Below are 20,613 nucleotides of genomic sequence, written 5' to 3'. Positions count from 1 at the left end.
GTTATGATTTTTAATTTTGATTTAGTTTTTTATTTCGTACTCCAACCAACAGCAACCATAGACAGGTTCCTATCTCTCCTATTGTTGCCGGTAATGTGATAAAATTTGATATAGAATAGTCTGAAAAATGAGGTATCACAATTCTTCCAAAGACATTGATCAGATATCCAAAGCAGCCCAGCATTAAGAAAACACCTAAAATTTTGGGCAAAAAGCCGGATTTATAGACCAAATATCCAAAAGGAAAAAGCCATAATCCCCAAAAGATCTGTGCAATTAAAAGTCCTTTATTATAACTATTCAGAAAGAGCATCGTCTGAGCTTGCAGATATTTTACATCAAACACTTTCAGATAATCAGCACCTTCAATAAGGGTAAGTACAGAAAATTTACTTTGGAGATTGATAAAAGAAATGGGAATACTAATCAGCGCAAGAATAACCATCATTTTCGCATGGGTTTCGTCCACGTTTTTCAGCGATTGATATAACGTTAAAGGAAGTAATGTGAAAGCGATATAGCAAATGATACTGCTGGCAATACCCAATCTGAACAATGGGACCGAGGAAGAAATATTTTGAAAGGTCAATACAGGGTTTTCCCAGACAATTAGTTTTGACGGAACGTACATTAAGCTGAAAAATCCGGTTAAGATAACAATGAGATAAAAAAAACCTGCAAGTCTGAATGTTTTAATATTTGCAGTCATTTTGGTTATGTCTTTATCTGTTAAGACAACAACTTTCTCAAAATGGTTACAGGTTTTTTCAAGTAACAGGTAGCAGATAAGATCTAAAAGGTATTGTAAAACTTAAACTTTCATGTACTTATGTGACTTTGATCATATAATAAGAAATCAAAAATTTTCTATTTTGAAAACATAGTAGATCAAATAGAAATACAGATCACATCCTGAGCTTCACTTAACTCAAATTGATTTTAAGAGTTACCAAAACTCCGGCATTATTTTCTTTATCTTTTACAGAGCAGATAATATCTTTCTTGTACAAATCATTGAGCAGCTGAATTCTTTCCAGCGTATTCTTCATTCCTCTGCCCTCTCTTGTTTTTTGGTGCTCGGTTTTCTGCTTTTTACTTTCCTCTATTCCTATTCCGTTGTCTTCAATAAAGACCTTAAGGTAAGATTCACTTTTCTCAAAGTTTACTTTTAAAAATCCTTTTTCTGTTCTGTAACGGAGCCCGTGCCAGATTGCATTTTCCAGAAATGGCTGTATGAGCATTCCAGGAACCTGAAGGTTTTGCATATTCAAACTTTCATCAACTTCAATTTCGTAATCGAATTTATTGGCAAAGCGGGTTTTTTCAAGAGCAAGATAGTTTTGAAGAAGATCAAGCTCCTGCTGGAAAGGAATAAAATCTTCTGTAGAATTTTCCATCACGCCACGCATCAGTTTGGAGAATTTTGTCAGATATTGATTGGCTTCCAGCTCATTATTGGTTGCAATAAAGTGATTAACGCTATTCAAACTGTTAAAAATAAAATGCGGATTCATCTCTCTTCGCAGCGACTGAAGCGCAATTTTCTTATTTTTCGTCTGAACCTTTTTCAGTGTTCTGAAAATAAAAATAATCAATCCGGTCAGCAGAATCAAAGCACCTATCAAGCTGTAATTAAATACATCTTTCTTTCGGATAAGTTCGTCTTTCAGTTCTCTTTCTTTTTCCAGCTGTGAAATTCGCTGTTCTGTATCTTCTAAGATTTTGTTGTCGACCAGACTTCTATCCTTGGAAACCAGGTTTGGAAGTTTTCCCAAAAAGTCTCTGTACAATTGAACGGAAGCATCAATATTCCCTGAAATAGCATACAGACTGTCCAGCTTTTTTACACTTTTCTGTGCTTCTAATGTATGTCCTTTATCTAAAGCAATTCCGTAAGCATTTTTCAAAAGGTCCACCGCTTCTTTAGGGTCATTTTTTTTAATATAAATATCTGCCAGCTCCTGAATCTGATTGACTTTTTCCTGCGAATTTTCTTTTACAAAATCTTCTTTCAGTACTTTCTTTTTAGCTTCAATAGCTTTATCATAATTTTTGTTCTCAACATAAAGATCTGCCAGCTTTTGATTGATCGCCAATGCCTGTTGAGGTGCTTCTTTTTTAGAAATTTTATAGGCCGTATTCAGATTTTCTTCGGCACTGGAAACATCTTTCTGTTTGAGATTTACATCAGCTAACTGACTGTAGCTTTCTGCGAGATCACCCTGCTCGTTTTCTTTTTTACTTAAGTTAATATTACTCTGAATAGCTTCTGCCCTAAGTTCTGGCGTAGGAGAAGAAAGCCTTGTAACATCATTAGAATTGACGGCCTTACTTTTTTCACTGTAACCCATTTGTGCCACTCTGCTATAGTTGCTGATGGCAGGGGTTATTTTATTCTGTTTTTCCTGTGACTGGGCTAATCTGCGGGTTGCTTTTTCAATATTAGGCTTGTCATTGAGCTTTTCGTACAGATTTTTCGCTTTAGTGTAATATTCTTCACTCTTCGGAAAATTCCCGCTGTTAAAAAAGGTTTCACCGATATTATAATAAGAATCTGCCTGAGCAGGTTCATTTTTCGTATCCATTGCTTTTTTCAGCTTCTTTGTTTCCACCTGTACATCTTCCACCGCAGCAGCGGTAGTATTAGTGGTTTGGGCAGACATTGTATTTCCCCAAAGCATCAGTAAAAAGATTGAAAGAAGTGTAAGCATTTTCATAAAACAAAGATATACATATATATAGTGTACTCAAAAACTATTCACCAAGCGAAAATCCCCTTTCACCAAGTTTAGTCTTTGATAATGTGAGTGTAAGACTAAGTTTGGAGCAAAATAATTCAAATTTAAAAATCATGAAAAAACTAACTCTTATTTTTTTACTCATTACAGTATCTTTTTTAAGTTCTTCAAAAGCACAGGTTGGAGGAAACCAGATCTACAGAGACAGAAATAATAACGACTATTCTGCCCTCAGAAATCTCCCTGAATTCATCAACACCAATACCTATTTTGCTACCGATTCAACCTTAATTATTACTGTAAAAGTACTGATGAACAAAACGGCAGACCGATATAAGCTTACACTGGGGTTGAATGAAGAGGCAGCCACTCCCAAAATTGCCATTGAAAATATCAACAGAAGAATCAATGGTTTTATAAAAAGGGTATCCTCAATGGGCATCAAAGACGATGATATTTTTGTGGACTTTATCTCTCAGACCAAAATCTATGACTACAACGTCAATAAAGATTCACAGACCGCCGTCCAGAAAATGGATGGATTTGAAACTAAGAAAAATATCATTATTACGGTGAACAAGCACTCCATGATCGAAAAACTGATCTCTGAAGCTTCAGACTTCCAGATCTACGATGTTATTAAAGTAGATTATATCAGCAGTGATATTGATAAAATCCAGGAAGAACTTATCAAAGAGGCTTATACCGTTTTCGACAAAAAAAAGGACAATTATTTTAAACTGTTTAAAAAAGAAATTATCGGAAGTCCAACCGCTTCTTCAGGTTTTACTTATGTTTTCCCCAAAAGCCAATATCAGAATTATACGGCTTTTGAAAGTGCCAATGTTACGTATGGATATGATACCAAATATGTCAGAAAGGAAGAAAGAAAATCTAAAACCTTTTATTATGATGGGACAGATTATACCGGCTTTGATAAAGTGATCAATAATGCTAATCCTGAAGTGGGCATACAATATATTATGAACCTCAACGTAAAATATGATCTGAAAAAGAATAAAGGAAAGTAATCATTTTTCGGAACTCACCAAGTGAAAGCTCAGTTTCACCAAGTCTCCCGGTTTTGGGCTTTTGATCGGCGTAATTTTACATCAGTAATTAAAAATTTAAAAACAGGAAATTATGAAATTGAAACATTTTTTATTAATCGGAATTTTAACTCTTGGAAGTTTTGTAAATGCTCAGACACAAGAAGTAAAGAAAAATGCAATTGAAGTAACAGGTGTTGCAGAAATGGAAGTAGAACCGGATGAAATTATCTTCAGCATCGGAATAAAAGCAGATAACAAAAATGATCTGGCAGATAATGAGAAGAAGTTATTTGAAACCTTAAAGAATGCAGGAATAAAGAACGAAGACATTAAGTTCAAATCAATGTACCAGAATCTATATTCTAAAACAGCCAAGTTTACTAAAAGCTATCAGTTTAAAGCCAGCACAAAATCAAGTCTGAGCAAAATTTTTGAAGACCTGAACCAGAAATGGGTAAGCAGCCTGAACATTGCAGAGGTAAAGAGTACTAAAATTGCAGATTTCAGAAAAGCAGTAAAGATCAATGCTTTGAAAGCCGCTAAAGAAAAGGCAGACTATTTACTGGAAAGTATGGGTAAAAAGACAGGGAATGCTCTTGAAATCGTAGAAATAGAAGACTATACAAGCGATATGATCATGCCGGCCGCTTACAAAGGCAGAATGAACAGTGTACAGATGGAAATGGCTGATGCTCCGGTAGATTATTCTTTCGATAACATTGAAAATATCAAACTGAAATACAGCATCAAAACACGATACGAGATTCTTTAAAATAACAGATTTAAAAGACAGTTCCTTTGGGAGCTGTTTTTTATTTTTTGGCCTCTTTAGTCTTACCAAGTCAAACCACCATTTCACCAAGTCTCCCAATTTCCAGCCTTAAATAAGGATAATTTTACTCTAGGAATTCAAAATAATAAACGATGAAACGCTATTTTTTACTATTAATCATATTTTCGGCTGCCTTTAGTAAAGCACAGGAAATAAAAAAAGAAATTGAAGTAAAGCAGGCCACTGTATTTCTTCAGGGAGCAAAGGTTTTTGGAAGTACAAATGTAAGTCTTCAGAAAGGCAGAAATACCATAAGAATTGTCAATCTTCCCAATAATCTGGATGAGAATACGTATAAAATAAATCTTGAAAAAAATACAACGCTCCTTTCCATTACTCCTCAAAATAATTTTTTGAAGAATGATGAATTATCGGACAGTGAAAAGAAACTTGAAACAGAGACAAAAAAGCTTCAAAGACAGGTCAGCCTGCTAAATATTCAGATCAAAAACCTGACGGGTGAACAACGGATCATTAATGATAATTTAAAAGTGTCTGTCAATGATAAATCAACTCCACAGGAACAGCTCATTAAACTTACAGAGTTTTACAGAAAACGAATGCTGGAAATTGATAATCAGGTATTTCTCCTTGACGAGCAGAAAACGGTTCTGGATGAAAATATTGCAAAGCTCAACAAACAGTCTGCGGAAGAGCAAACTCATAAAAATACCAACCGTAAAGAGCTTCTGCTGGAAATTCTTGCAGATCAGGAAACCAATCTGAATCTTGGAGTAAGCTATATTGTTTCTGATGCCGGATGGGTTCCTTCTTATGATTTGCGTGCTGAGTCTGTAAAGAAACCTCTTGAAATGGTTTATAAAGGTAAAATTTATCAGAAAACCGGACAGGACTGGAAAAATGTAAAGCTGTTTGTCTCTACCTACAGACCTTCATATAATCAGGACAGACCTATTTTATCTCCATTGTATGTAGCGGAATATACGCCATACAATTCTCAGATGGAAGTAGCCGGCTATAAATCTAAAAAGGAAGTTTCAGCGGCAAATGCCTACCAAATGAGAGAAGATATTGCTGTAAAACCTAGTCAGATTCCGGTAGCTTCAGTCTCTGACAGTCAGATGAATGTGATCTATGAGCTGAATTATAACCAGACCATTGTAAGCCAGGAGAAGGAACAGTATGTCATCCTGGATAAAAAACAGATTGATGCCACTTACAAATACCACACGGTTCCGAAACTTAATAATCAGGTGTTCCTGATGGCTTTTGTAAAGAACTGGCAGAACCTCAACCTCATCAATGGAGAAGCTAATATTTATTTTGAGGATAATTATATTGGAAAAACCAACATTACAAGCAATTATGTAAAAGACGAATTCCCGATTTCTCTTGGAGTAGATGAAAGAATTACGGTAAAAAGAATCAAGCTTGAAGATAAAACGTCTCAAAAGGCAATGAATTCCAACAAATGGGAAACAGAGTCTTATCAGATCAGCATACGAAATAATACGAAAGAAAGTATTGAGCTTGAGGTTCTTGACCAGCTTCCGATCAGTGAAAATTCTAAAATCCTGGTCAAAACACTGAACCTTGGTGATGGAAGCCTTGATGATAAAACAGGCAGTATCCTTTGGAACAAGAATATCGGTTCAGGAAGTTCAGAGAAGATTACATTCTCCTATGAAGTAAAGTATCCGAAAGAGATGCAGATTCAGTATTACAGCAGATAACCAATAAAAAAAAAAACAATATGACAACTTTAAAAATCTTAGCACTTGCAGCGGGTACAGCTTTTTTAAGCTCCGGTACTATTCCGGAAAACCGCTGTACAAAAAGTAATGTAGACAGTCATGTACCGGCACAAAAAGTAACAATGATTCCGGCAAACTCAATCTTAAAGGATAATAAAATTCAGGTCGCTCTTTTACTGGATACTTCCAATAGTATGGACGGGCTGATTGATCAGGCAAAATCCAGACTGTGGAATATTGTAAATACGTTGACCACTCTGAAATACAACGGAAAGTCTCCCCAGATTGAAATTGCCTTGTATGAATATGGAAATGATGGAATCCGTGATGAAAATTACATCCGCCAGGTTGCTCCTCTTACTCAGGATCTTGATCTTATTTCCGAAAAACTATTTGCCTTAAGAACTAATGGCGGCAGTGAATATTGCGGAGCTGTTATACGTGATGCTTCTGCCAACCTGAACTGGGATAGCAATGATAAAAGTATGAAACTGATTTATATTGCAGGAAATGAAGCATTTGATCAGGGGAAAATAAATTATAAAGATGTTGTTTCAAAAGCAAAAGGTAAAAATATCTACACCAACACCATTTTCTGCGGAAGCCGGGAGGAAGGTATTCAGACTTCATGGCAAAACGGAGCTTCATTGGGAGGTGGAAAGTATTTCAATATTGACAGTGACAGGAAAGTACTCTATATTGAAACGCCTTACGATATCAAAATTTCCGAATGCAATGCAAAACTAAATGACACTTACATTTATTATGGAAGTCATGGTTCGGATTACAGACTTAAGCAGATTACCCAGGATAAAAATGCAGAATCACAGTCGGCATCCAACCTAGTGGAAAGAGCTGTAGCCAAGTCTAAAAAGAATGCCTACAAAAATGACCACTGGGATCTGGTGGATAAAGCGGAAAAGGATGCCGGATTTATTGCCAGCGTAAAAGAAAGTGAACTTCCTGCTGAACTGAAGGGAAAAAGCAAGGAAGAAATTCAAAAAACGATCACAGCAAAGTCTGCTGCCCGCGATAAAATTCAGAAAGAAATTGAAGAGCTTTCCAAAAAGCGCCAGACCTATATTGACGGAGAAATGAAGAAACGGGGTACTGATGATTCTGACGATCTGGGAAAAGCCATTGAGAGTTCTATTGTTGAACTGGCTAAAAAGAATGGATATAGTTTGTAGTTGAGCAGGCAGTCTTTTTGTGACTGCCTGTTTTTTTTAACCACCCCGTCAAAAATTCTTTGAATTTTCGCCACCCCTCCAGAGGAGGGGAAGTGAGCAACTTCAATTGAAATATAGGTTTTATCCATGCAGTTTGTCATTCCGAAGGAATCTAAATACCCTTTATTGTAGATTAAAAATCGTAGATTTTTTTTAAAACTGTTATACGTTTTATATCTGTAAAGTTTTAAACTTGAAATAAATAAATAAATAAATAAATAAAGCCTTTAAAAATTGTTGTGACTTTTGTGGTTAAAAATCCCAATTTTATCTTCCAAATTTAAAATACCTTGATAGCGGATGCTTTTTGTTCTTCATAAATAGAGAGGCCATCTCCATTCCTGTTACTGAAAAAGTAATTCCGTTTCCTCCAAAACCTAATACAAAGTAGGAATTTCTCAATTTTTTATGTTCTCCGATATAAGGCAGACCGTCCTTAGTCTCGCCAAAAGTTCCTGCCCACACAAAATCAGGGTAAAAATGATAATCAGGTTTTATTTTCTTCAGATTTTTAAGGATTTCTTTTTCTTTTTTATTGAGAAGAGCATCCCGTTTTTCAGCATCATAAAAGTCTTCATCTCCTCCTCCGATAAGAATTCGTCCGTCATCGGTAGTCCGCATGTAGAGATAAGGATCATCCGTATTCCAGACCAATGTACTGCTGATATTTTTAAACTTGTCTTTATCCATTTCAGAAACAACGGCATAGGTACTTTTCAGATTCACAAAGTTTTCTTTCAGGAGATTTTTACTTTCATACCCAATACAGTAAATGATCTTTTTTGCTTTGATCTGACATCCACTGTTTACCATAACCAGATTAAAACCTTTATGCTCTTCCACTTTTACCATTTCTGTCTTATCAAAGATCTTCAGTCCTTTCTTTACATTGTGCATAAAAAGCTCATGAGCAAACTGAAAAGCATCAATACTGGCTCCCTGTTTAGATAATATTCCACCATATGTGTTCTCAAATTCAAATTTTTCCAGAACCTGTTCCGCTTCCAGCCACTGCACTTCAAATCCGTTTTCTTTTCTCGCTTGATATTCTTTCTTCAGCCATGCTGTATCTTTCTTTTTTGAAGCAAAATACAAGGATTTCTTTCGTTTAAAACCTGCATCGGATTTAATCATTTTTGAAAGTTTTTCCAGTGTATCAATAGCATAACTACAAGCTGTATAACTTAAAACAGCTCCTTTTTTGCCTATTTTTTCTATCAGTTCATAAAGAGGAACGTCTATTTCGTACTGCAGCATTGAAGTCGTAGCAGAAGTGCTTCCGTTGCAAAGCTCTCTTTTATCAATAAGGATGGTATCATACCCGTCTTCTATCATCTGATGGGCAATCAGACTTCCAGTAATTCCACCTCCCACAATGAGAACATCACATTTTTCATTCGATTTTAAAGAAGGATAAGATGCTAACAATCCGTTTTTTAAAAGCCAAAAAGGTTCATTTGATTTGAGATCCATATTAATATTTTACATTGAAACTAACAATATTTATACCTTTTTTAACAATTTTTCATCAAATTATGGTGTAATTATTGTTGTTCTTTTAAACTCAAACCACCATAAAATATTCATTATGATAACAATTATTCCAGAAGCCCCGGAAAATGTTGCAGCATTCAATGCAACGGGAGAAGTAACGAAAGAGGATTTTGAAAGACTGGTAATTCCGCGCGTAAAAGAGAAGGTAGAGCAATTCGGTGAGTTGAATTACTTATTGTATTTGGATACCGATCTGGATAATTTTACCATGGGAGCATGGCTTGAAGATCTGTTGTTAGGATTGAAAAATCTTACCAACTGGAATCGGTCAGCCATTGTTACTGACAAAGAAGGTATACGTAATTTTACCAGTATTTTCAGTGTTCTGATGCCGGGAGAGTTTAAATCTTTCCCCAAAGAAAATTTATACAATGCCCTCTACTGGTGCAAAAACGGAGATGAAGTAGAGGCATAAAACTCATGTTATACAAAAGAGCCTGTTTCTGATTGAAACAGGCTCTTTTTTTATTTTTCACTTTAATCAGTTACATTTTTATTTATCACAGGATACACATTCTGCAGCAACTTCCTCTTCATTTTGAGCCTTTGAACCGTACAGATACATATATCTTATACTTATAACCACTCCTATAAAAGTCATTCCCACTCCTACCAGTGATGGATAGTTGAATGAATAACCATATTCCAAAGGAATTCCCCCAAAGAAAGCTCCCATTGCATTGGCAATATTAAAACCAGCCTGCATAAAAGCAGCCGCCATCATTTCACTTTTTGGAGCGGCTTTCATCATCATAATATTGATAGGTGATGCAATAGACATAGATAGAGCGCCACACATAAACGTCAGTACCAAAGCAATGTTCGTATGTTCTGCAAGGAAGAAAACACCTCCAAGAGAAATCATCATTAAAAAGATCAGAAGGGCACATGTTTTTTCAGGGCCTAATTTATCTGAAACAATCCCTCCTACCAGGTTTCCAACTACCATTCCGGCTCCGGCAAGAACCATCACATAGGCCATTTGGCTGCTTTTGATTCCGGCAACAACGGTCATTAAAGGCGTAATATAACTTAACCACGTGAAAAGACCTCCAAATCCAATCGCTGTAATGGCAAGTACCATCCACGACTGTTTATTTTTAAGGAATTTCAACTCTTCCATGAAGTGGGTATTTTGGTTAGATTCCATTGCAGGAAGCCACAGTTTCAAAAATAATATGGCAAAAAGACCAATAACTGCTACAATAGCAAAATACAGTCTCCAGTGGAAGGTATGCCCGATGTAGGTGACCAGAGGAACCATGGCTAGGTTGGCGACCGTGAGCCCTGTAAACATCATCGATATATAAAATGCTTCTTTCCCTTTTCCTGCCATTTTTGAAGCGACTACCGTTCCTACTCCAAAGAATGCTCCGTGAGGAAGCCCGGACAGAAAACGAATAATCAGCATACTGTTATAATCAGGAGCAATAGCGGAAAGCCCGTTAAATATTGCAAAAAGGATCATAAACGCTATCAAAACTTTTTTTGGCGGAAATTTTACCGAGTACCCAATCAGAATCGGTGCTCCGATAACCACTCCCATAGCATAGGCAGAAATTAAATGTCCGGCCTGCGGAATCGTGATCTGTAATGTTTTTGCAATATCCGGCAACAGTCCCATTACGGTAAATTCCGTAGTTCCTATTCCCAAACCACCGATCGCCAGTGGTATTATTCTTTTATCAATCTTCATTGTATCTAAATCTTTTTTCTGAATTAATTTCTTTCAAATTAAAAAGTACCTGAGTGTCTTCATTTTGAAAGTGCAAAAATCGCAAGAAAGTTTGAATTTCACACCTCTTTGAATGATAAAAATTTGCTCCATATTAACCTTTTTATGTAATTTTATATTCAGAAACAATCAAATGAGAACAAAATGAAAATCCAGAAGGAAATTATTGAATTTGAAAAAGGGAAATCATTCAAACTGTTTGCCCCTTCTCTGAAAAACTGTTTTTTCTGGCATTATCATCCGGAAATTGAACTGGTCTATGTAGAAGCAGTAAATGGAATCCGGCACGTTGGAAAAGATATTTCAGGCTTTACAAACAGCGATCTTCTGTTGATTGGGTCAAATGTTCCTCATCTTAATTTTGATTATGGTATTCAGACAGAATGCCAACAGCTTGTATTGCAAATGCGGGAAAGCTTTCTTCAGGATATTATTCTTCCTGTTCCGGAATTTGAGAACATCAAAATTCTTTTGGAACGGTCATATCTTGGACTGTCATTCTCAGGAGAAACTAAAAATACAGTGGTTGAAAAACTCCAGATCATTAAAGATAAAAACTCTTTTGAATCGTTGGTAGGGTTAATTGAAATTCTACAAATTCTCGCCGATTCAACAGAAGTGAAGGAACTCAATAAGGAAGATACAAGAATCAAATGGTTTCTGAATGATAAAATCAGAATGGGAACCATCTACGACTACATCCATGAAAATTATGACAGTAAACCAAACGTCAACGAAATTGCAAAAATTGTAAGCCTGAGTACTCCTGCTTTTTGCCGTTATTTTAAAAAGCAGACCAATATGACCTTTACAGATTTCGTTAATAATTACAGAATCAATCAGGCTAAAATATTTCTGTTGAAAGATTATTCGGTGACTGAAGTTTGTTTTCAGGTAGGGTTTGAAAGCCTTTCTTACTTTAATAAGTTATTCAAACAACATACGGGAGAAACGCCTTCCGAATTTAAGAAGAAACATTTTAAACCTATTGAAATTAATGGCCGGATTGGGGTAATTACTAAGGAGACGGCTTGTAATAAGTAGGAGGTAAATGATGCAATGTAAATCATTGAAGATAACTACTACACCACCCCGTCAAAAATTCAAAGAATTTTTGCCACCCCTCCAAGGGAGGGGAATGATGGAAGTCGTTATTACAAATGGAATACTTTCACTCCCTAATCCCTATAACCCTCTACCTGTTTTCTTCTACCTGCCATCTAAAAAAACAAAAACCGCTCATTGCTGAACGGTTTATATTTTAATGAATATGTTTTTCTGCGTGGTAAGAACTTCTTACAAGAGGAGAACTTTCAACGTGTCTGAAACCTAAGCTTCTTGCAAAATCTCCAAACTCATCAAATTCTTCAGGAGTGATGAATTTTTTTACTGGAAGATGCTTTTTAGTTGGCTGCAGATATTGCCCAAGGGTAATAACATCTACATTAGCGTTTCTGATATCTTCGATCGTCTGAAATACCTCATCTTTAGTTTCACCTAATCCAAGCATTACTCCTGTTTTGGTTCTTCTTTGTCCGGCTTCTTTCAGATATCTTAATACTTCAAGGCTTCTTTCATATTTTGCCTGGATTCTCACTTCTCTGGTCAGACGTTTTACCGTTTCCATGTTGTGAGAGATTACTTCCGGAGCTACATCTACTAATCTGTCAAGATGCTTTGTAAGCCCTTGGAAATCCGGAATCAGAGTTTCCATCGTTGTTCCCGGAGAGATTCTTCTTACAGCATTCACTGTTTCACCCCAAAGAATAGATCCCATATCTTTCAGATCATCACGGTCTACAGAAGTAAGAACGGCATGTTTGATCTTCATTAATTTGATTGATCTTGCTACTTTTTCAGGTTCATCCCAATTTACATCCAGCGGTTTTCCTGTTTTTACGCCACAGAATCCACAGCTTCTAGTACAGATATTTCCTAAAATCATGAAAGTTGCTGTACCTTCACCCCAACATTCTCCCATGTTCGGGCAGCTTCCGCTTTGGCAGATTGTATTTAATTTATATTTATCAACCAAAGTTCTCAGCTCTCTGTAATTCTTTCCGGTAGGAAGTTTTACGCGGATCCATTTTGGTTTTTGAACGGTAGTGTCTTGAACTGAATTTTCCATTTCTAAAATTGAAGTTCAAAGTTAAGGATTTTTTAATGGAAACCATCAACCAGAGATATTGATGAAACTGATAATTCAAAATTTCATTGTACATTTAAGTTTTCAAAATTCTTTATGAGAAAAACAGTATTTCTTTTATGTATGGCAGCCGGAACATTCTGTCTTGCTCAAAAACAATTTCAGCCAGCGGGTTCTACCCTGCTTGAAACAGTAGACGGAGATCTTGATGGTGATAAAATTCCTGAAAAAGTAATGATCTACACCACAAAAGATGAGGGTGAGCTGGGAAAAATTCGTGAAATACAAATCCTGAAAAAAGTCGGTGGACAATGGACGGTTCTTGAAAAATCAAGAAATGCCGTTATGGAAAGCAGTGCCGGAGGTATGATGGGTGATCCTTATCGAGAAACTCAAATAGAAAAAGGAATTCTGATTATCTCTCAAAATGGCGGAAGCAGCTGGAAATGGGACGTTACAGACAAATATAGATTTCAAAACGGACATTTTGAATTAATCGGTACATCCACTACTTCCGGAAGACCCGGAGATTATTGGAAAGAGGTAGATTTCAACCTTTCCACAGGACAGCTGAACTATTCAAAAGAGGTGGAAAATACAGCTGAGCATGGTAAATCTTTAAAGGAAACTTATATTCAGAAAGGATTAAAGATCAATCTCCAAAACAGAAATCAGGAAAAGCAACGGAAAATTATTCTTCCGAAAACAAAGGAAGAAGTTTATTTCTAAATTAATGCCTTTGAAATTTAAGTTTTGGCTTCAGCCAATTTTGAATTTGAATTTTTAGTAAACGGACTAAAGCCTATTTCTATTGAATACCATTAATTTATCTGACGTTTAATTATCATCAAACTCATTATTCTTCAAGAGTTCGGCTAAGACTTTTTTGGCACGCATTACCCGTACTTTGGTATTGGCAACAGAGATTCCCAGCTCTTCAGCAATTTCTTTGATGCTCTTTTCTTCAAAAAATCTCAATTTGATAATATCCTGATAATTGGCATCCAGAGATTCTATGGTTTTGATGATTTTCTTTTGTTCTTCTTGAGAAATCAGAAGTTCCTCAGGAGATTTTGCGTATTGATTTTTAACCTCATCTAAGTTTTCAACGGCATCTTCATTGTCACGGTTCTTCTTTCTCCAAAAATCGATTACTGTATTCTGGGCAATAGTGAGTATCCAGGTTTTAAACTGAAAATGAGGATCAAACATATCCAGTTTCGATAATACTTTTGAAAAAACATTTACGGTAATTTCATCGGCATCATTTTCATCCCTTACCTTTTTCATAACAAAAGAGAAAACATCCACCCAAAAAACATTTATGAGTTTAGTCTGGGCCTTCTGATCTTTATCCTTGGCCTTCTGTATGAGCAGGAATAGCTGTTCGTCGTTCATTAATAACAAATATAGAATATTTGAAGCACAATTGCAAAAGAGAAAGATAACGTATCTGCTCATGTTTGCGAGGTTACCATCAAAGCATTTTATGGATTTTACGATTTTGCTTATTTACTGTTTCGCCTTTTTCTCTTCCTTCTGAATTTACTATCTTTGCTTCTTAAAATTTTAAAGTTAACAATCAATGAATTCCTTTATAGAAGAACTGAAATGGCGTGGTCTGTTTGCCGATATGATGCCAGGAACCGACGAACAACTGAATAAAGAGGTAACTACTGCATATATTGGTTTTGATCCTACTGCCGATTCTTTACATATCGGAAGTCTTATCCAGATAAAAATTTTAGCTCACTTCCAGCAGCATGGCCACAAACCAATTGCTTTGGTAGGAGGTGCTACAGGAATGATAGGTGACCCTTCAGGGAAATCAGCTGAGAGAAATCTTTTGGATGAGGACACTCTTTTACACTACGTTGACTGTTTAAAAAACCAGCTTTCAAAGTTCTTACATTTTGATGGAAATGAGCCTAACAAAGCTGAATTGGTGAACAACTATGACTGGATGAAGAACATTTCTTTCCTTGATTTTGCTAAAAATATTGGTAAGAACATCACTGTAAATTACATGATGGCAAAAGATTCTGTAAAGAAAAGACTTTCCGGAGACGCAGGTGTTGACGGAATGAGTTTCACGGAATTTACATATCAATTAATTCAGGGATATGATTTCCTTCATTTATATCAAAATAACAACGTGAAGCTTCAAATGGGAGGTTCTGACCAGTGGGGAAATATCACTACAGGAACAGAACTGATCCGTAGAAAAGCTCAAGGAGAAGCCTTTGCATTAACGGTTCCTTTGATTACAAAAGCTGACGGTTCCAAATTCGGGAAATCTGAAAGCGGGGAAAACTATTGGCTTGATAAAAAGAAAACATCTCCTTACAAATTCTACCAGTTCTGGCTGAATGCTACTGATGATGATGCTGAAAGATTTATTAAATTCTATACTTTTTTAAGCAAAGAAGAGATTGAAGCTCTAATTGAAGACCACAAAACGGCTCCGCACGAAAGAAAACTTCAAAAGAGATTAGCTGAAGAAATTACAGTTTGGGTACATGGAAGAGAAGAATATGAAAAGGCTTTGAAGGCTTCTGAGATTCTTTTCGGACGTTCTACTGCTGAAGATCTGGTAAGCCTTGATGAGGAAATATTCCTTGAAGTTTTTGACGGGGTTCCTCAGAAAGAAATTGCAAAAGCTGATGTTTTAGGAGTGAATATTGTAGATCTTCTTTCTGAAAAATCAGGATTCTTAAAGTCTAAGAGTGAAGCACAAAGAGAGATCAAAGGAAACTCAATCTCTGTCAACAAGCAAAAGGTAAATGATACTTTTACAGCCAATGAAACTGATCTTATTGACGGTAAATTTCTATTGTTGCAAAAAGGTAAGAAAAGCTACTTTATTGTTAAGGTAGGCTAATCTTAAATACCACATAAAAATAAAAACAGGCGCTGAGATGAATCTCAGCGCCTGTTTTATGTCCTAAAAATTTGATATTAAAATGTATAGCTTGTAGAAGCTGATAAATACTGTCCGCTGGAAGTTCCTTCTTTCTTAAGTTCTCCGTCTACCCAGATCTGAACCTTCAACGTAGCAGAAGCGTCCGGCCCGATAGCATTTACTGCAACATTGGCACTGTATGCGCCCGGCTCTGATGTCACTTCAGGACTGCTCCAGGTAGTTCCGCTAAGGCTTGTTGCGGTTGTAGGGTTACCATCAATTCCGTAAGCCGCTACATCTATATTACTTCCCGAAGAAGCAATTGCTTTAAAAACCACTTTATGACTTTTCCCTGCTCCATTCACATTATTGTCATCATCATCTTTACTGCATGAAGCTGTAAATCCTATAAGCATTGCCGCCATTACTGCAACCAATGCACCTCTTAACAGCTGATTCATTCTCATTTTTTTCATAATCTTTTTGTTTAAATTTTAGTTACTATATTGAATATTCTATGATTAATGATTTGATGTTTGCAAAGCTATGAGCAACACTTATCTCTATCAATCCTGAAAAACCAGTAATTTTTTCTACCTAAATTCAGGTATTTTTTATGCTAAAATTTTTAATTAAATTGAGCTTTTAAAAAAATATTTTCCAGAATTGATCCATAATGAAGAGATTACTTGCCCTATTAAGCCTATTCTTATTTTTTAAATTGCAATCCCAGCAAATCATTCCGCTTAATGAGAAATCTTATGTAGACAGCTTACAAAGTATTACAAAGGGAAATCTTCCGGATACGTCAAAAGCAACGGCTTTTTTTCTTTTATCTAATTATTATAGAAACAGTGATTCTGTTTTGAGTAAAAAATATCTTGAAAATGGGAAGATACAGGCCCGAAACAATCCTTTCTTTTCAGCAAAATATTATTATTACGAGGGACAATATAACCTGGACAGAAACAAAAGGAAGGCGGGTATTTCTTATCAGCAGGCTATCAAATCTTTATCTAAATTTAAAAATGAAGAATCTGATTTTTTTCAGGCATTGGCCTGGTACAGCTATGGAGTTACCCAAAAGGATAAAGAGGGATATATTCCTTTAGTCAAAATCATGCTTGAGAAAAGTATTCCTCTGGTTGAAAAATATGAAAACAGCAGAAATTTAGGTTTCTTATATACTCAGCTTGCGGTGATCCTTACTTATAATGCACAGTTTAAAAAGTCAGAAGATTATAATAACAAAGCATTGAAAATTCTCGAAAAACAATATCCGGGGTCCGCTGAATTATTTTTCACTTACCTCAATTCTGCCAACAATTTCTGCTATCAGGCCAATGGAGATGAGGCTGAAAAGTTTTTACATAAAGCTGAAAAGCTCATTAGTTCTTATCCTGAATCTTCATCTAATGCTTTCTATTATTACAGTAAAACACTTTTCTATATTACCCGGCAAAAAAATGCAGAAGCACTCCCGGTTATAGAAAAAGGAATTTTTTATGCAAAAAAGTTCAATCAGAATCTTCTGGCTCAGATGTTTTATTTTAATAAGTTTGATATTTTAAAGAAACTTAAAAGGTATACCGAAGCTAAAACTACATTAGAAGATGTTTTAGCAGAAAAGTCCTTGGCTATTGATCTTAACAACAGAAAAACGTTTTATAAACAGCTTTCTTTACTCAATGAAGAAACAGGAAATACCAAAGAAGCTCTCTTATGGGAGCAGAAATATTCTAAACTCAACGACAGCCTGAACACTGAGAATGTAAAGCTTGAAATCAATAAACTCGAATCTAAGTTCAATACTGCTGAAAAGGAAAGAAAAATAGCGACTTTAAATGCTGAAAAAAATCAAAAAGATCTGGAGGTCAACAAGAAGAACTCTTACTTATGGGGAATGAGTCTTGTTTTATTACTAGCACTAAGCCTTCTGGGCTTTCTTTTCATCATTTTCAGGAAAAATAAAAAAATAAACGAGCAGAAAATAGAAGACATTAAACAAAAGGAAGAATTATCTCTTACCAAAGCCATTCTTGATGGTGAAGAACGGGAAAGAGAGCGTATTGCAAGAGACCTTCATGATGGTCTTGGCGGAATGCTTGCCGGAGTTAAAATCAATTTTTCTACATGGTCTTCCAACCATCTGCAACCCGAAAAAGATCAGGAATTTTATAAAATCTTAGGCCAGCTGGACAACTCTGTGAGTGAGCTCCGGCATGTAGCCAGAAATCTAATGCCTGAATCACTGCTTAATTTTGGACTGGAAACCGCTTTACATGATTTGTGCGAATTTTACATCAGGAAAAACCTAGAAATTGATTTTCAGGCTATTGATATCAGTAAGGCATTACCTTTAAATATTCAGCTTAATATTTACAGAATTGTACAGGAATTACTAGCCAATGCAGTAAAACATGCAGAAGCCAGCAGCATATTACTTCAATGCTCGCAATCCGGTGAAAATTTTCTGATTACCATTGAAGACAACGGAAAAGGTTTTGATAAAAATATTGAAAACACGACCAAAAGTATGGGACTTCGCAACCTAAAAAACAGGGTCAATTACCTGAAAGGGAAAATGGAAATACATTCCGATAATCAGGGAACTACCATTAATATAGAACTCAACACCCATGGAGAATGAGAAAATAAATATCATCATCGTAGACGATCACCCTATTGTCATTGAAGGTCTTAGAATGATGCTGAACAGCCAGCCTTTCTTTAATATAGCGGGAAGTTTTACTTCCGGCGCAGAAACACTCAGCTTTATCCGGTCGCAAATGGTAGATATTATTCTTCTTGATATTGCCCTACCCGATGCCAATGGAACGGAACTCTGCAGGGAAATTAAAAAAATATCCCCGAATACTTCAGTAATTATGTTCAGTAACCGCTCTGAACGGAGCATCATCATGCAGTCTATACAAAACGGAGCAAGTGGTTATCTTCTCAAGAATACTTCTATTGATGAGCTTGTAATATGCATCAAAGGGGCTCTTTCCGGAGATATTGTTTTCTGCAATGAAACCAAACAGATTATCAGCCGTCCTTCTCAACATGATCTGCCCATTCCCCGCCTTACCAAAAGGGAAAAACAGATCCTGCAGATGGTAGCACAGGGAAAAACAAGTAATATAATTGCCGAAGAACTTTTCCTGAGCCCACTTACTGTAGATACCCACCGTAAGAATCTGCTTCAGAAATTTCAGGCAAAGAACTCAACAGAACTGATCAATCTTGCGGTACAGCAGCAACTGATTGAAAAATAAAAAACCGCTCTAAGAGCGGTTTTTGTATATAAGTTTTATACTATTTTATGGTTCTAAGAAACTGTAATCGATAGAAGCAACTAATACTCCTTTTCCTTTTTTCTTAACAGTTCTTGCAACTTCTCCATCTATATAAAGATTGATCGTTAATTCAGAATTATCATCCGGCATAGATGCGTTAGCATCAAGATTTAATTGTGCCTGGCTGGAGTTCACAAAGAATTCCCCACTTGTCCACGGTGAAGTTACTGGTGACTGCGGAGTATTGTATATGGTATTCTGAGCCGTGCCCACCTGTGTTACCACACTTATAATGTTTCCTCCTGTAGTGGTTTTCACTTCGAATTGAACCACATGATCCTTAAATTCTTCATCGTCATCTTTTTTACAAGAATTGACAACGGTAATTACAGAAAATAATAAAACGAATAAAAAAGAAAGTCTAAGTAAACTTTTTGAATTGTAAAATTGCTTCATTTCTCCAAATAGATTTTTTAATGTTTCAAATATAAGTTTTTTATTAATATAAAAATAACTTTTATGAAAATTTTCTAACAAAGATTTCCAAATAATATCAAATCAACAAAAATAAAAACCAAGCTATAAAGTCCAAAAACACACTCCAAAGAATCAATCATTACACATAAAGCATCATTCGCCCAAAGTTCATTGTGTGAATAATAAAAGTTAAGATTCTGAATCTAATTTAATTATCTTTGCTGTATGAATTTAGATTATCTAGTAAGAGAGCCAGAAAATATTACATCCAATACTCCTATTCTTTTTATGCTTCATGGTTACGGCAGTAACGAGCAGGATCTTTTCAGCTTCAGGGAAACGCTTCCCACTGATTGGATCATTGTAAGTTTCAGAGCTCCGCGTGATACTCAATTTGAAGGATATTCCTGGTATGATATTAATTTCAACGATCCCGAAAACTTTATTGATGTTCCTCAGGCAAAGGAATCTTTAAATGCTGTATTGGAAAGTATGCTCAAGATCATCAACCATTATGGACTTACAGAAAGTAAAACTCATCTTTGCGGTTTCAGCCAGGGAGGAATTCTGTGCTATGCTTTGGCTTTAAAACATCCTGAGCTTTTCAATTATGTTGCCTGTCTTAGCAGTTATCCTGAAGATAAAATTCTTGATGGTATTGTAAAAGATAAAAAGAAACTGGAAGGACTTCGTTTCTTCGTTTCACATGGTTCTGATGATGCGGTGATTCCACTTGAATGGGGAAGAAAAGCGGCTGACCTTCTGTATGATCTTAGCTGTTATTTCACGTTCAGAGAATATATGAGCGGACATGGTGTCAATCAGAAGAATTATATGGATCTGATGGAATTCTTTTCCAAATAACCAAGATCCAATTTGAAATAAATTCAACAAATTCGCCTACTTCATTGTAGTTTATATAAACATTCCAGCT

Annotated in this window: 19 protein-coding genes; 11 read left to right on the top strand and 8 right to left on the bottom strand. The window is 35.8% G+C overall.

Annotated elements, in window-relative coordinates; all coding sequences use genetic code 11:
* Positions 1–10 precede the first annotated feature (10 nt).
* Entirely contained in the window at positions 11–709 is a 699-nt protein-coding gene (locus AC57AW_RS07985) for a DUF4386 domain-containing protein (protein ID WP_496351458.1), read from the bottom strand.
* Positions 710–923: 214 nt separating this feature from the next.
* Positions 924–2,717 (bottom strand): sensor histidine kinase, encoded by a 1,794-nt coding sequence (locus AC57AW_RS07980; RefSeq protein ID WP_496351457.1) that lies wholly within the window; start codon positions 2,715–2,717, stop codon positions 924–926.
* 134 nt (positions 2,718–2,851) lie between these two features.
* On the opposite strand from AC57AW_RS07980, the gene AC57AW_RS07975 reads away from it, so the two are divergent.
* The 4 genes from AC57AW_RS07975 (at position 2,852) to AC57AW_RS07960 (ending at position 7,527) form a co-directional block, all read left to right on the top strand.
* The gene (locus AC57AW_RS07975) at positions 2,852–3,769 is read left to right on the top strand and encodes an SIMPL domain-containing protein (RefSeq protein WP_496351456.1); all 918 of its coding nucleotides are present in this window, start codon (positions 2,852–2,854) and stop codon (positions 3,767–3,769) included.
* Between the two features lie 112 nt (positions 3,770–3,881).
* Positions 3,882–4,562 (top strand): SIMPL domain-containing protein, encoded by a 681-nt coding sequence (locus AC57AW_RS07970; protein ID WP_496351455.1) that lies wholly within the window; start codon positions 3,882–3,884, stop codon positions 4,560–4,562.
* Between the two features lie 152 nt (positions 4,563–4,714).
* Positions 4,715–6,316, top strand: a complete 1,602-nt coding sequence (locus tag AC57AW_RS07965) for a DUF4139 domain-containing protein (protein ID WP_496351454.1) — start codon at positions 4,715–4,717, stop codon at positions 6,314–6,316.
* A gap of 20 nt (positions 6,317–6,336) precedes the next feature.
* Entirely contained in the window at positions 6,337–7,527 is a 1,191-nt protein-coding gene (locus AC57AW_RS07960; protein WP_496351453.1) for a VWA domain-containing protein, read from the top strand.
* A gap of 306 nt (positions 7,528–7,833) precedes the next feature.
* Here AC57AW_RS07960 and AC57AW_RS07955 read toward each other — a convergent pair whose 3' ends face one another.
* Complete coding sequence (locus tag AC57AW_RS07955) at positions 7,834–9,039, bottom strand: NAD(P)/FAD-dependent oxidoreductase (protein WP_496351452.1); 1,206 nt, start codon at positions 9,037–9,039, stop codon at positions 7,834–7,836.
* 115 nt (positions 9,040–9,154) lie between these two features.
* Here AC57AW_RS07955 and AC57AW_RS07950 point away from each other — a divergent pair, with 115 nt between their 5' ends.
* The gene (locus AC57AW_RS07950) at positions 9,155–9,535 is read left to right on the top strand and encodes a SpoIIAA family protein (protein WP_223600550.1); all 381 of its coding nucleotides are present in this window, start codon (positions 9,155–9,157) and stop codon (positions 9,533–9,535) included.
* A 78-nt stretch (positions 9,536–9,613) separates the two neighbouring features.
* Here AC57AW_RS07950 and AC57AW_RS07945 read toward each other — a convergent pair whose 3' ends face one another.
* Entirely contained in the window at positions 9,614–10,816 is a 1,203-nt protein-coding gene (locus AC57AW_RS07945) for an MFS transporter (RefSeq protein ID WP_318849300.1), read from the bottom strand.
* Between the two features lie 183 nt (positions 10,817–10,999).
* Between AC57AW_RS07945 and AC57AW_RS07940 the strand changes: the two genes are divergently transcribed.
* Entirely contained in the window at positions 11,000–11,899 is a 900-nt protein-coding gene (locus tag AC57AW_RS07940) for an AraC family transcriptional regulator (protein WP_496351451.1), read from the top strand.
* Between the two features lie 217 nt (positions 11,900–12,116).
* On the opposite strand, the gene lipA is transcribed toward AC57AW_RS07940, so the two are convergent.
* Positions 12,117–12,983, bottom strand: coding sequence for a lipoyl synthase (gene lipA, locus AC57AW_RS07935; protein ID WP_034692098.1), 867 nt, complete (start codon positions 12,981–12,983; stop codon positions 12,117–12,119).
* Positions 12,984–13,097: 114 nt separating this feature from the next.
* Here lipA and AC57AW_RS07930 point away from each other — a divergent pair, with 114 nt between their 5' ends.
* A complete protein-coding gene (locus AC57AW_RS07930) occupies positions 13,098–13,730 on the top strand; it encodes a hypothetical protein (protein ID WP_318849302.1) in 633 nt (210 codons plus the stop codon).
* A gap of 108 nt (positions 13,731–13,838) precedes the next feature.
* Here AC57AW_RS07930 and AC57AW_RS07925 read toward each other — a convergent pair whose 3' ends face one another.
* Positions 13,839–14,399, bottom strand: coding sequence for an RNA polymerase sigma factor (locus AC57AW_RS07925; RefSeq protein WP_318849303.1), 561 nt, complete (start codon positions 14,397–14,399; stop codon positions 13,839–13,841).
* A 187-nt stretch (positions 14,400–14,586) separates the two neighbouring features.
* On the opposite strand from AC57AW_RS07925, the gene tyrS reads away from it, so the two are divergent.
* Positions 14,587–15,882, top strand: a complete 1,296-nt coding sequence (gene tyrS, locus AC57AW_RS07920; RefSeq protein ID WP_318849304.1) for a tyrosine--tRNA ligase — start codon at positions 14,587–14,589, stop codon at positions 15,880–15,882.
* A gap of 77 nt (positions 15,883–15,959) precedes the next feature.
* Here tyrS and AC57AW_RS07915 read toward each other — a convergent pair whose 3' ends face one another.
* Positions 15,960–16,379 carry a hypothetical protein gene (locus AC57AW_RS07915; protein ID WP_318849305.1) on the bottom strand — a complete coding sequence of 140 codons (420 nt, stop codon included), beginning with the start codon at positions 16,377–16,379 and terminating at the stop codon, positions 15,960–15,962.
* Between the two features lie 200 nt (positions 16,380–16,579).
* On the opposite strand from AC57AW_RS07915, the gene AC57AW_RS07910 reads away from it, so the two are divergent.
* Positions 16,580–18,553 carry a tetratricopeptide repeat-containing sensor histidine kinase gene (locus tag AC57AW_RS07910; protein ID WP_496351450.1) on the top strand — a complete coding sequence of 658 codons (1,974 nt, stop codon included), beginning with the start codon at positions 16,580–16,582 and terminating at the stop codon, positions 18,551–18,553.
* Positions 18,543–19,181: a response regulator gene (locus tag AC57AW_RS07905; RefSeq protein ID WP_496351449.1), complete on the top strand. Its 639-nt coding sequence runs from the start codon at positions 18,543–18,545 to the stop codon at positions 19,179–19,181. The genes AC57AW_RS07910 and AC57AW_RS07905 overlap by 11 nt, the downstream gene beginning before the upstream one ends.
* Positions 19,182–19,226: 45 nt before the next feature.
* Here AC57AW_RS07905 and AC57AW_RS07900 read toward each other — a convergent pair whose 3' ends face one another.
* On the bottom strand, positions 19,227–19,658 hold the full coding sequence (locus AC57AW_RS07900) for a hypothetical protein (protein WP_223601703.1): 432 nt from the start codon (positions 19,656–19,658) through the stop codon (positions 19,227–19,229).
* A 246-nt stretch (positions 19,659–19,904) separates the two neighbouring features.
* Here AC57AW_RS07900 and AC57AW_RS07895 point away from each other — a divergent pair, with 246 nt between their 5' ends.
* On the top strand, positions 19,905–20,543 hold the full coding sequence (locus tag AC57AW_RS07895; RefSeq protein ID WP_318849308.1) for an alpha/beta hydrolase: 639 nt from the start codon (positions 19,905–19,907) through the stop codon (positions 20,541–20,543).
* The last annotated feature ends 70 nt before the right edge of the window (positions 20,544–20,613 follow it).

Source organism: Chryseobacterium sp. BGA-UO-ETr-SB22 (assembly GCF_059567885.1).
The sequence above is the reverse complement of the archived record's forward strand: the minus strand, read 5'-3'. Positions and strand labels throughout refer to the sequence as shown.

Excerpts from the sequence above, each read along its gene's own strand:
- tyrS (WP_318849304.1), top strand. The coding sequence starts at position 14,587 with ATGAATTCCTTTATAGAAGAACTGAAATGGCGTGGTCTGTTTGCCGAT.
- lipA (WP_034692098.1), bottom strand. The coding sequence starts at position 12,983 with ATGGAAAATTCAGTTCAAGACACTACCGTTCAAAAACCAAAATGGATC.
- AC57AW_RS07900 (WP_223601703.1), bottom strand. The coding sequence starts at position 19,658 with ATGAAGCAATTTTACAATTCAAAAAGTTTACTTAGACTTTCTTTTTTA.
- AC57AW_RS07915 (WP_318849305.1), bottom strand. The coding sequence starts at position 16,379 with ATGAAAAAAATGAGAATGAATCAGCTGTTAAGAGGTGCATTGGTTGCA.
- AC57AW_RS07960 (WP_496351453.1), top strand. The coding sequence starts at position 6,337 with ATGACAACTTTAAAAATCTTAGCACTTGCAGCGGGTACAGCTTTTTTA.
- AC57AW_RS07910 (WP_496351450.1), top strand. The coding sequence starts at position 16,580 with ATGAAGAGATTACTTGCCCTATTAAGCCTATTCTTATTTTTTAAATTG.
- AC57AW_RS07925 (WP_318849303.1), bottom strand. The coding sequence starts at position 14,399 with ATGAACGACGAACAGCTATTCCTGCTCATACAGAAGGCCAAGGATAAA.
- AC57AW_RS07975 (WP_496351456.1), top strand. The coding sequence starts at position 2,852 with ATGAAAAAACTAACTCTTATTTTTTTACTCATTACAGTATCTTTTTTA.
- AC57AW_RS07955 (WP_496351452.1), bottom strand. The coding sequence starts at position 9,039 with ATGGATCTCAAATCAAATGAACCTTTTTGGCTTTTAAAAAACGGATTG.
- AC57AW_RS07985 (WP_496351458.1), bottom strand. The coding sequence starts at position 709 with ATGACTGCAAATATTAAAACATTCAGACTTGCAGGTTTTTTTTATCTC.
- AC57AW_RS07970 (WP_496351455.1), top strand. The coding sequence starts at position 3,882 with ATGAAATTGAAACATTTTTTATTAATCGGAATTTTAACTCTTGGAAGT.
- AC57AW_RS07945 (WP_318849300.1), bottom strand. The coding sequence starts at position 10,816 with ATGAAGATTGATAAAAGAATAATACCACTGGCGATCGGTGGTTTGGGA.
- AC57AW_RS07980 (WP_496351457.1), bottom strand. The coding sequence starts at position 2,717 with ATGAAAATGCTTACACTTCTTTCAATCTTTTTACTGATGCTTTGGGGA.
- AC57AW_RS07950 (WP_223600550.1), top strand. The coding sequence starts at position 9,155 with ATGATAACAATTATTCCAGAAGCCCCGGAAAATGTTGCAGCATTCAAT.
- AC57AW_RS07965 (WP_496351454.1), top strand. The coding sequence starts at position 4,715 with ATGAAACGCTATTTTTTACTATTAATCATATTTTCGGCTGCCTTTAGT.
- AC57AW_RS07930 (WP_318849302.1), top strand. The coding sequence starts at position 13,098 with ATGAGAAAAACAGTATTTCTTTTATGTATGGCAGCCGGAACATTCTGT.
- AC57AW_RS07905 (WP_496351449.1), top strand. The coding sequence starts at position 18,543 with ATGGAGAATGAGAAAATAAATATCATCATCGTAGACGATCACCCTATT.
- AC57AW_RS07940 (WP_496351451.1), top strand. The coding sequence starts at position 11,000 with ATGAAAATCCAGAAGGAAATTATTGAATTTGAAAAAGGGAAATCATTC.
- AC57AW_RS07895 (WP_318849308.1), top strand. The coding sequence starts at position 19,905 with ATGAATTTAGATTATCTAGTAAGAGAGCCAGAAAATATTACATCCAAT.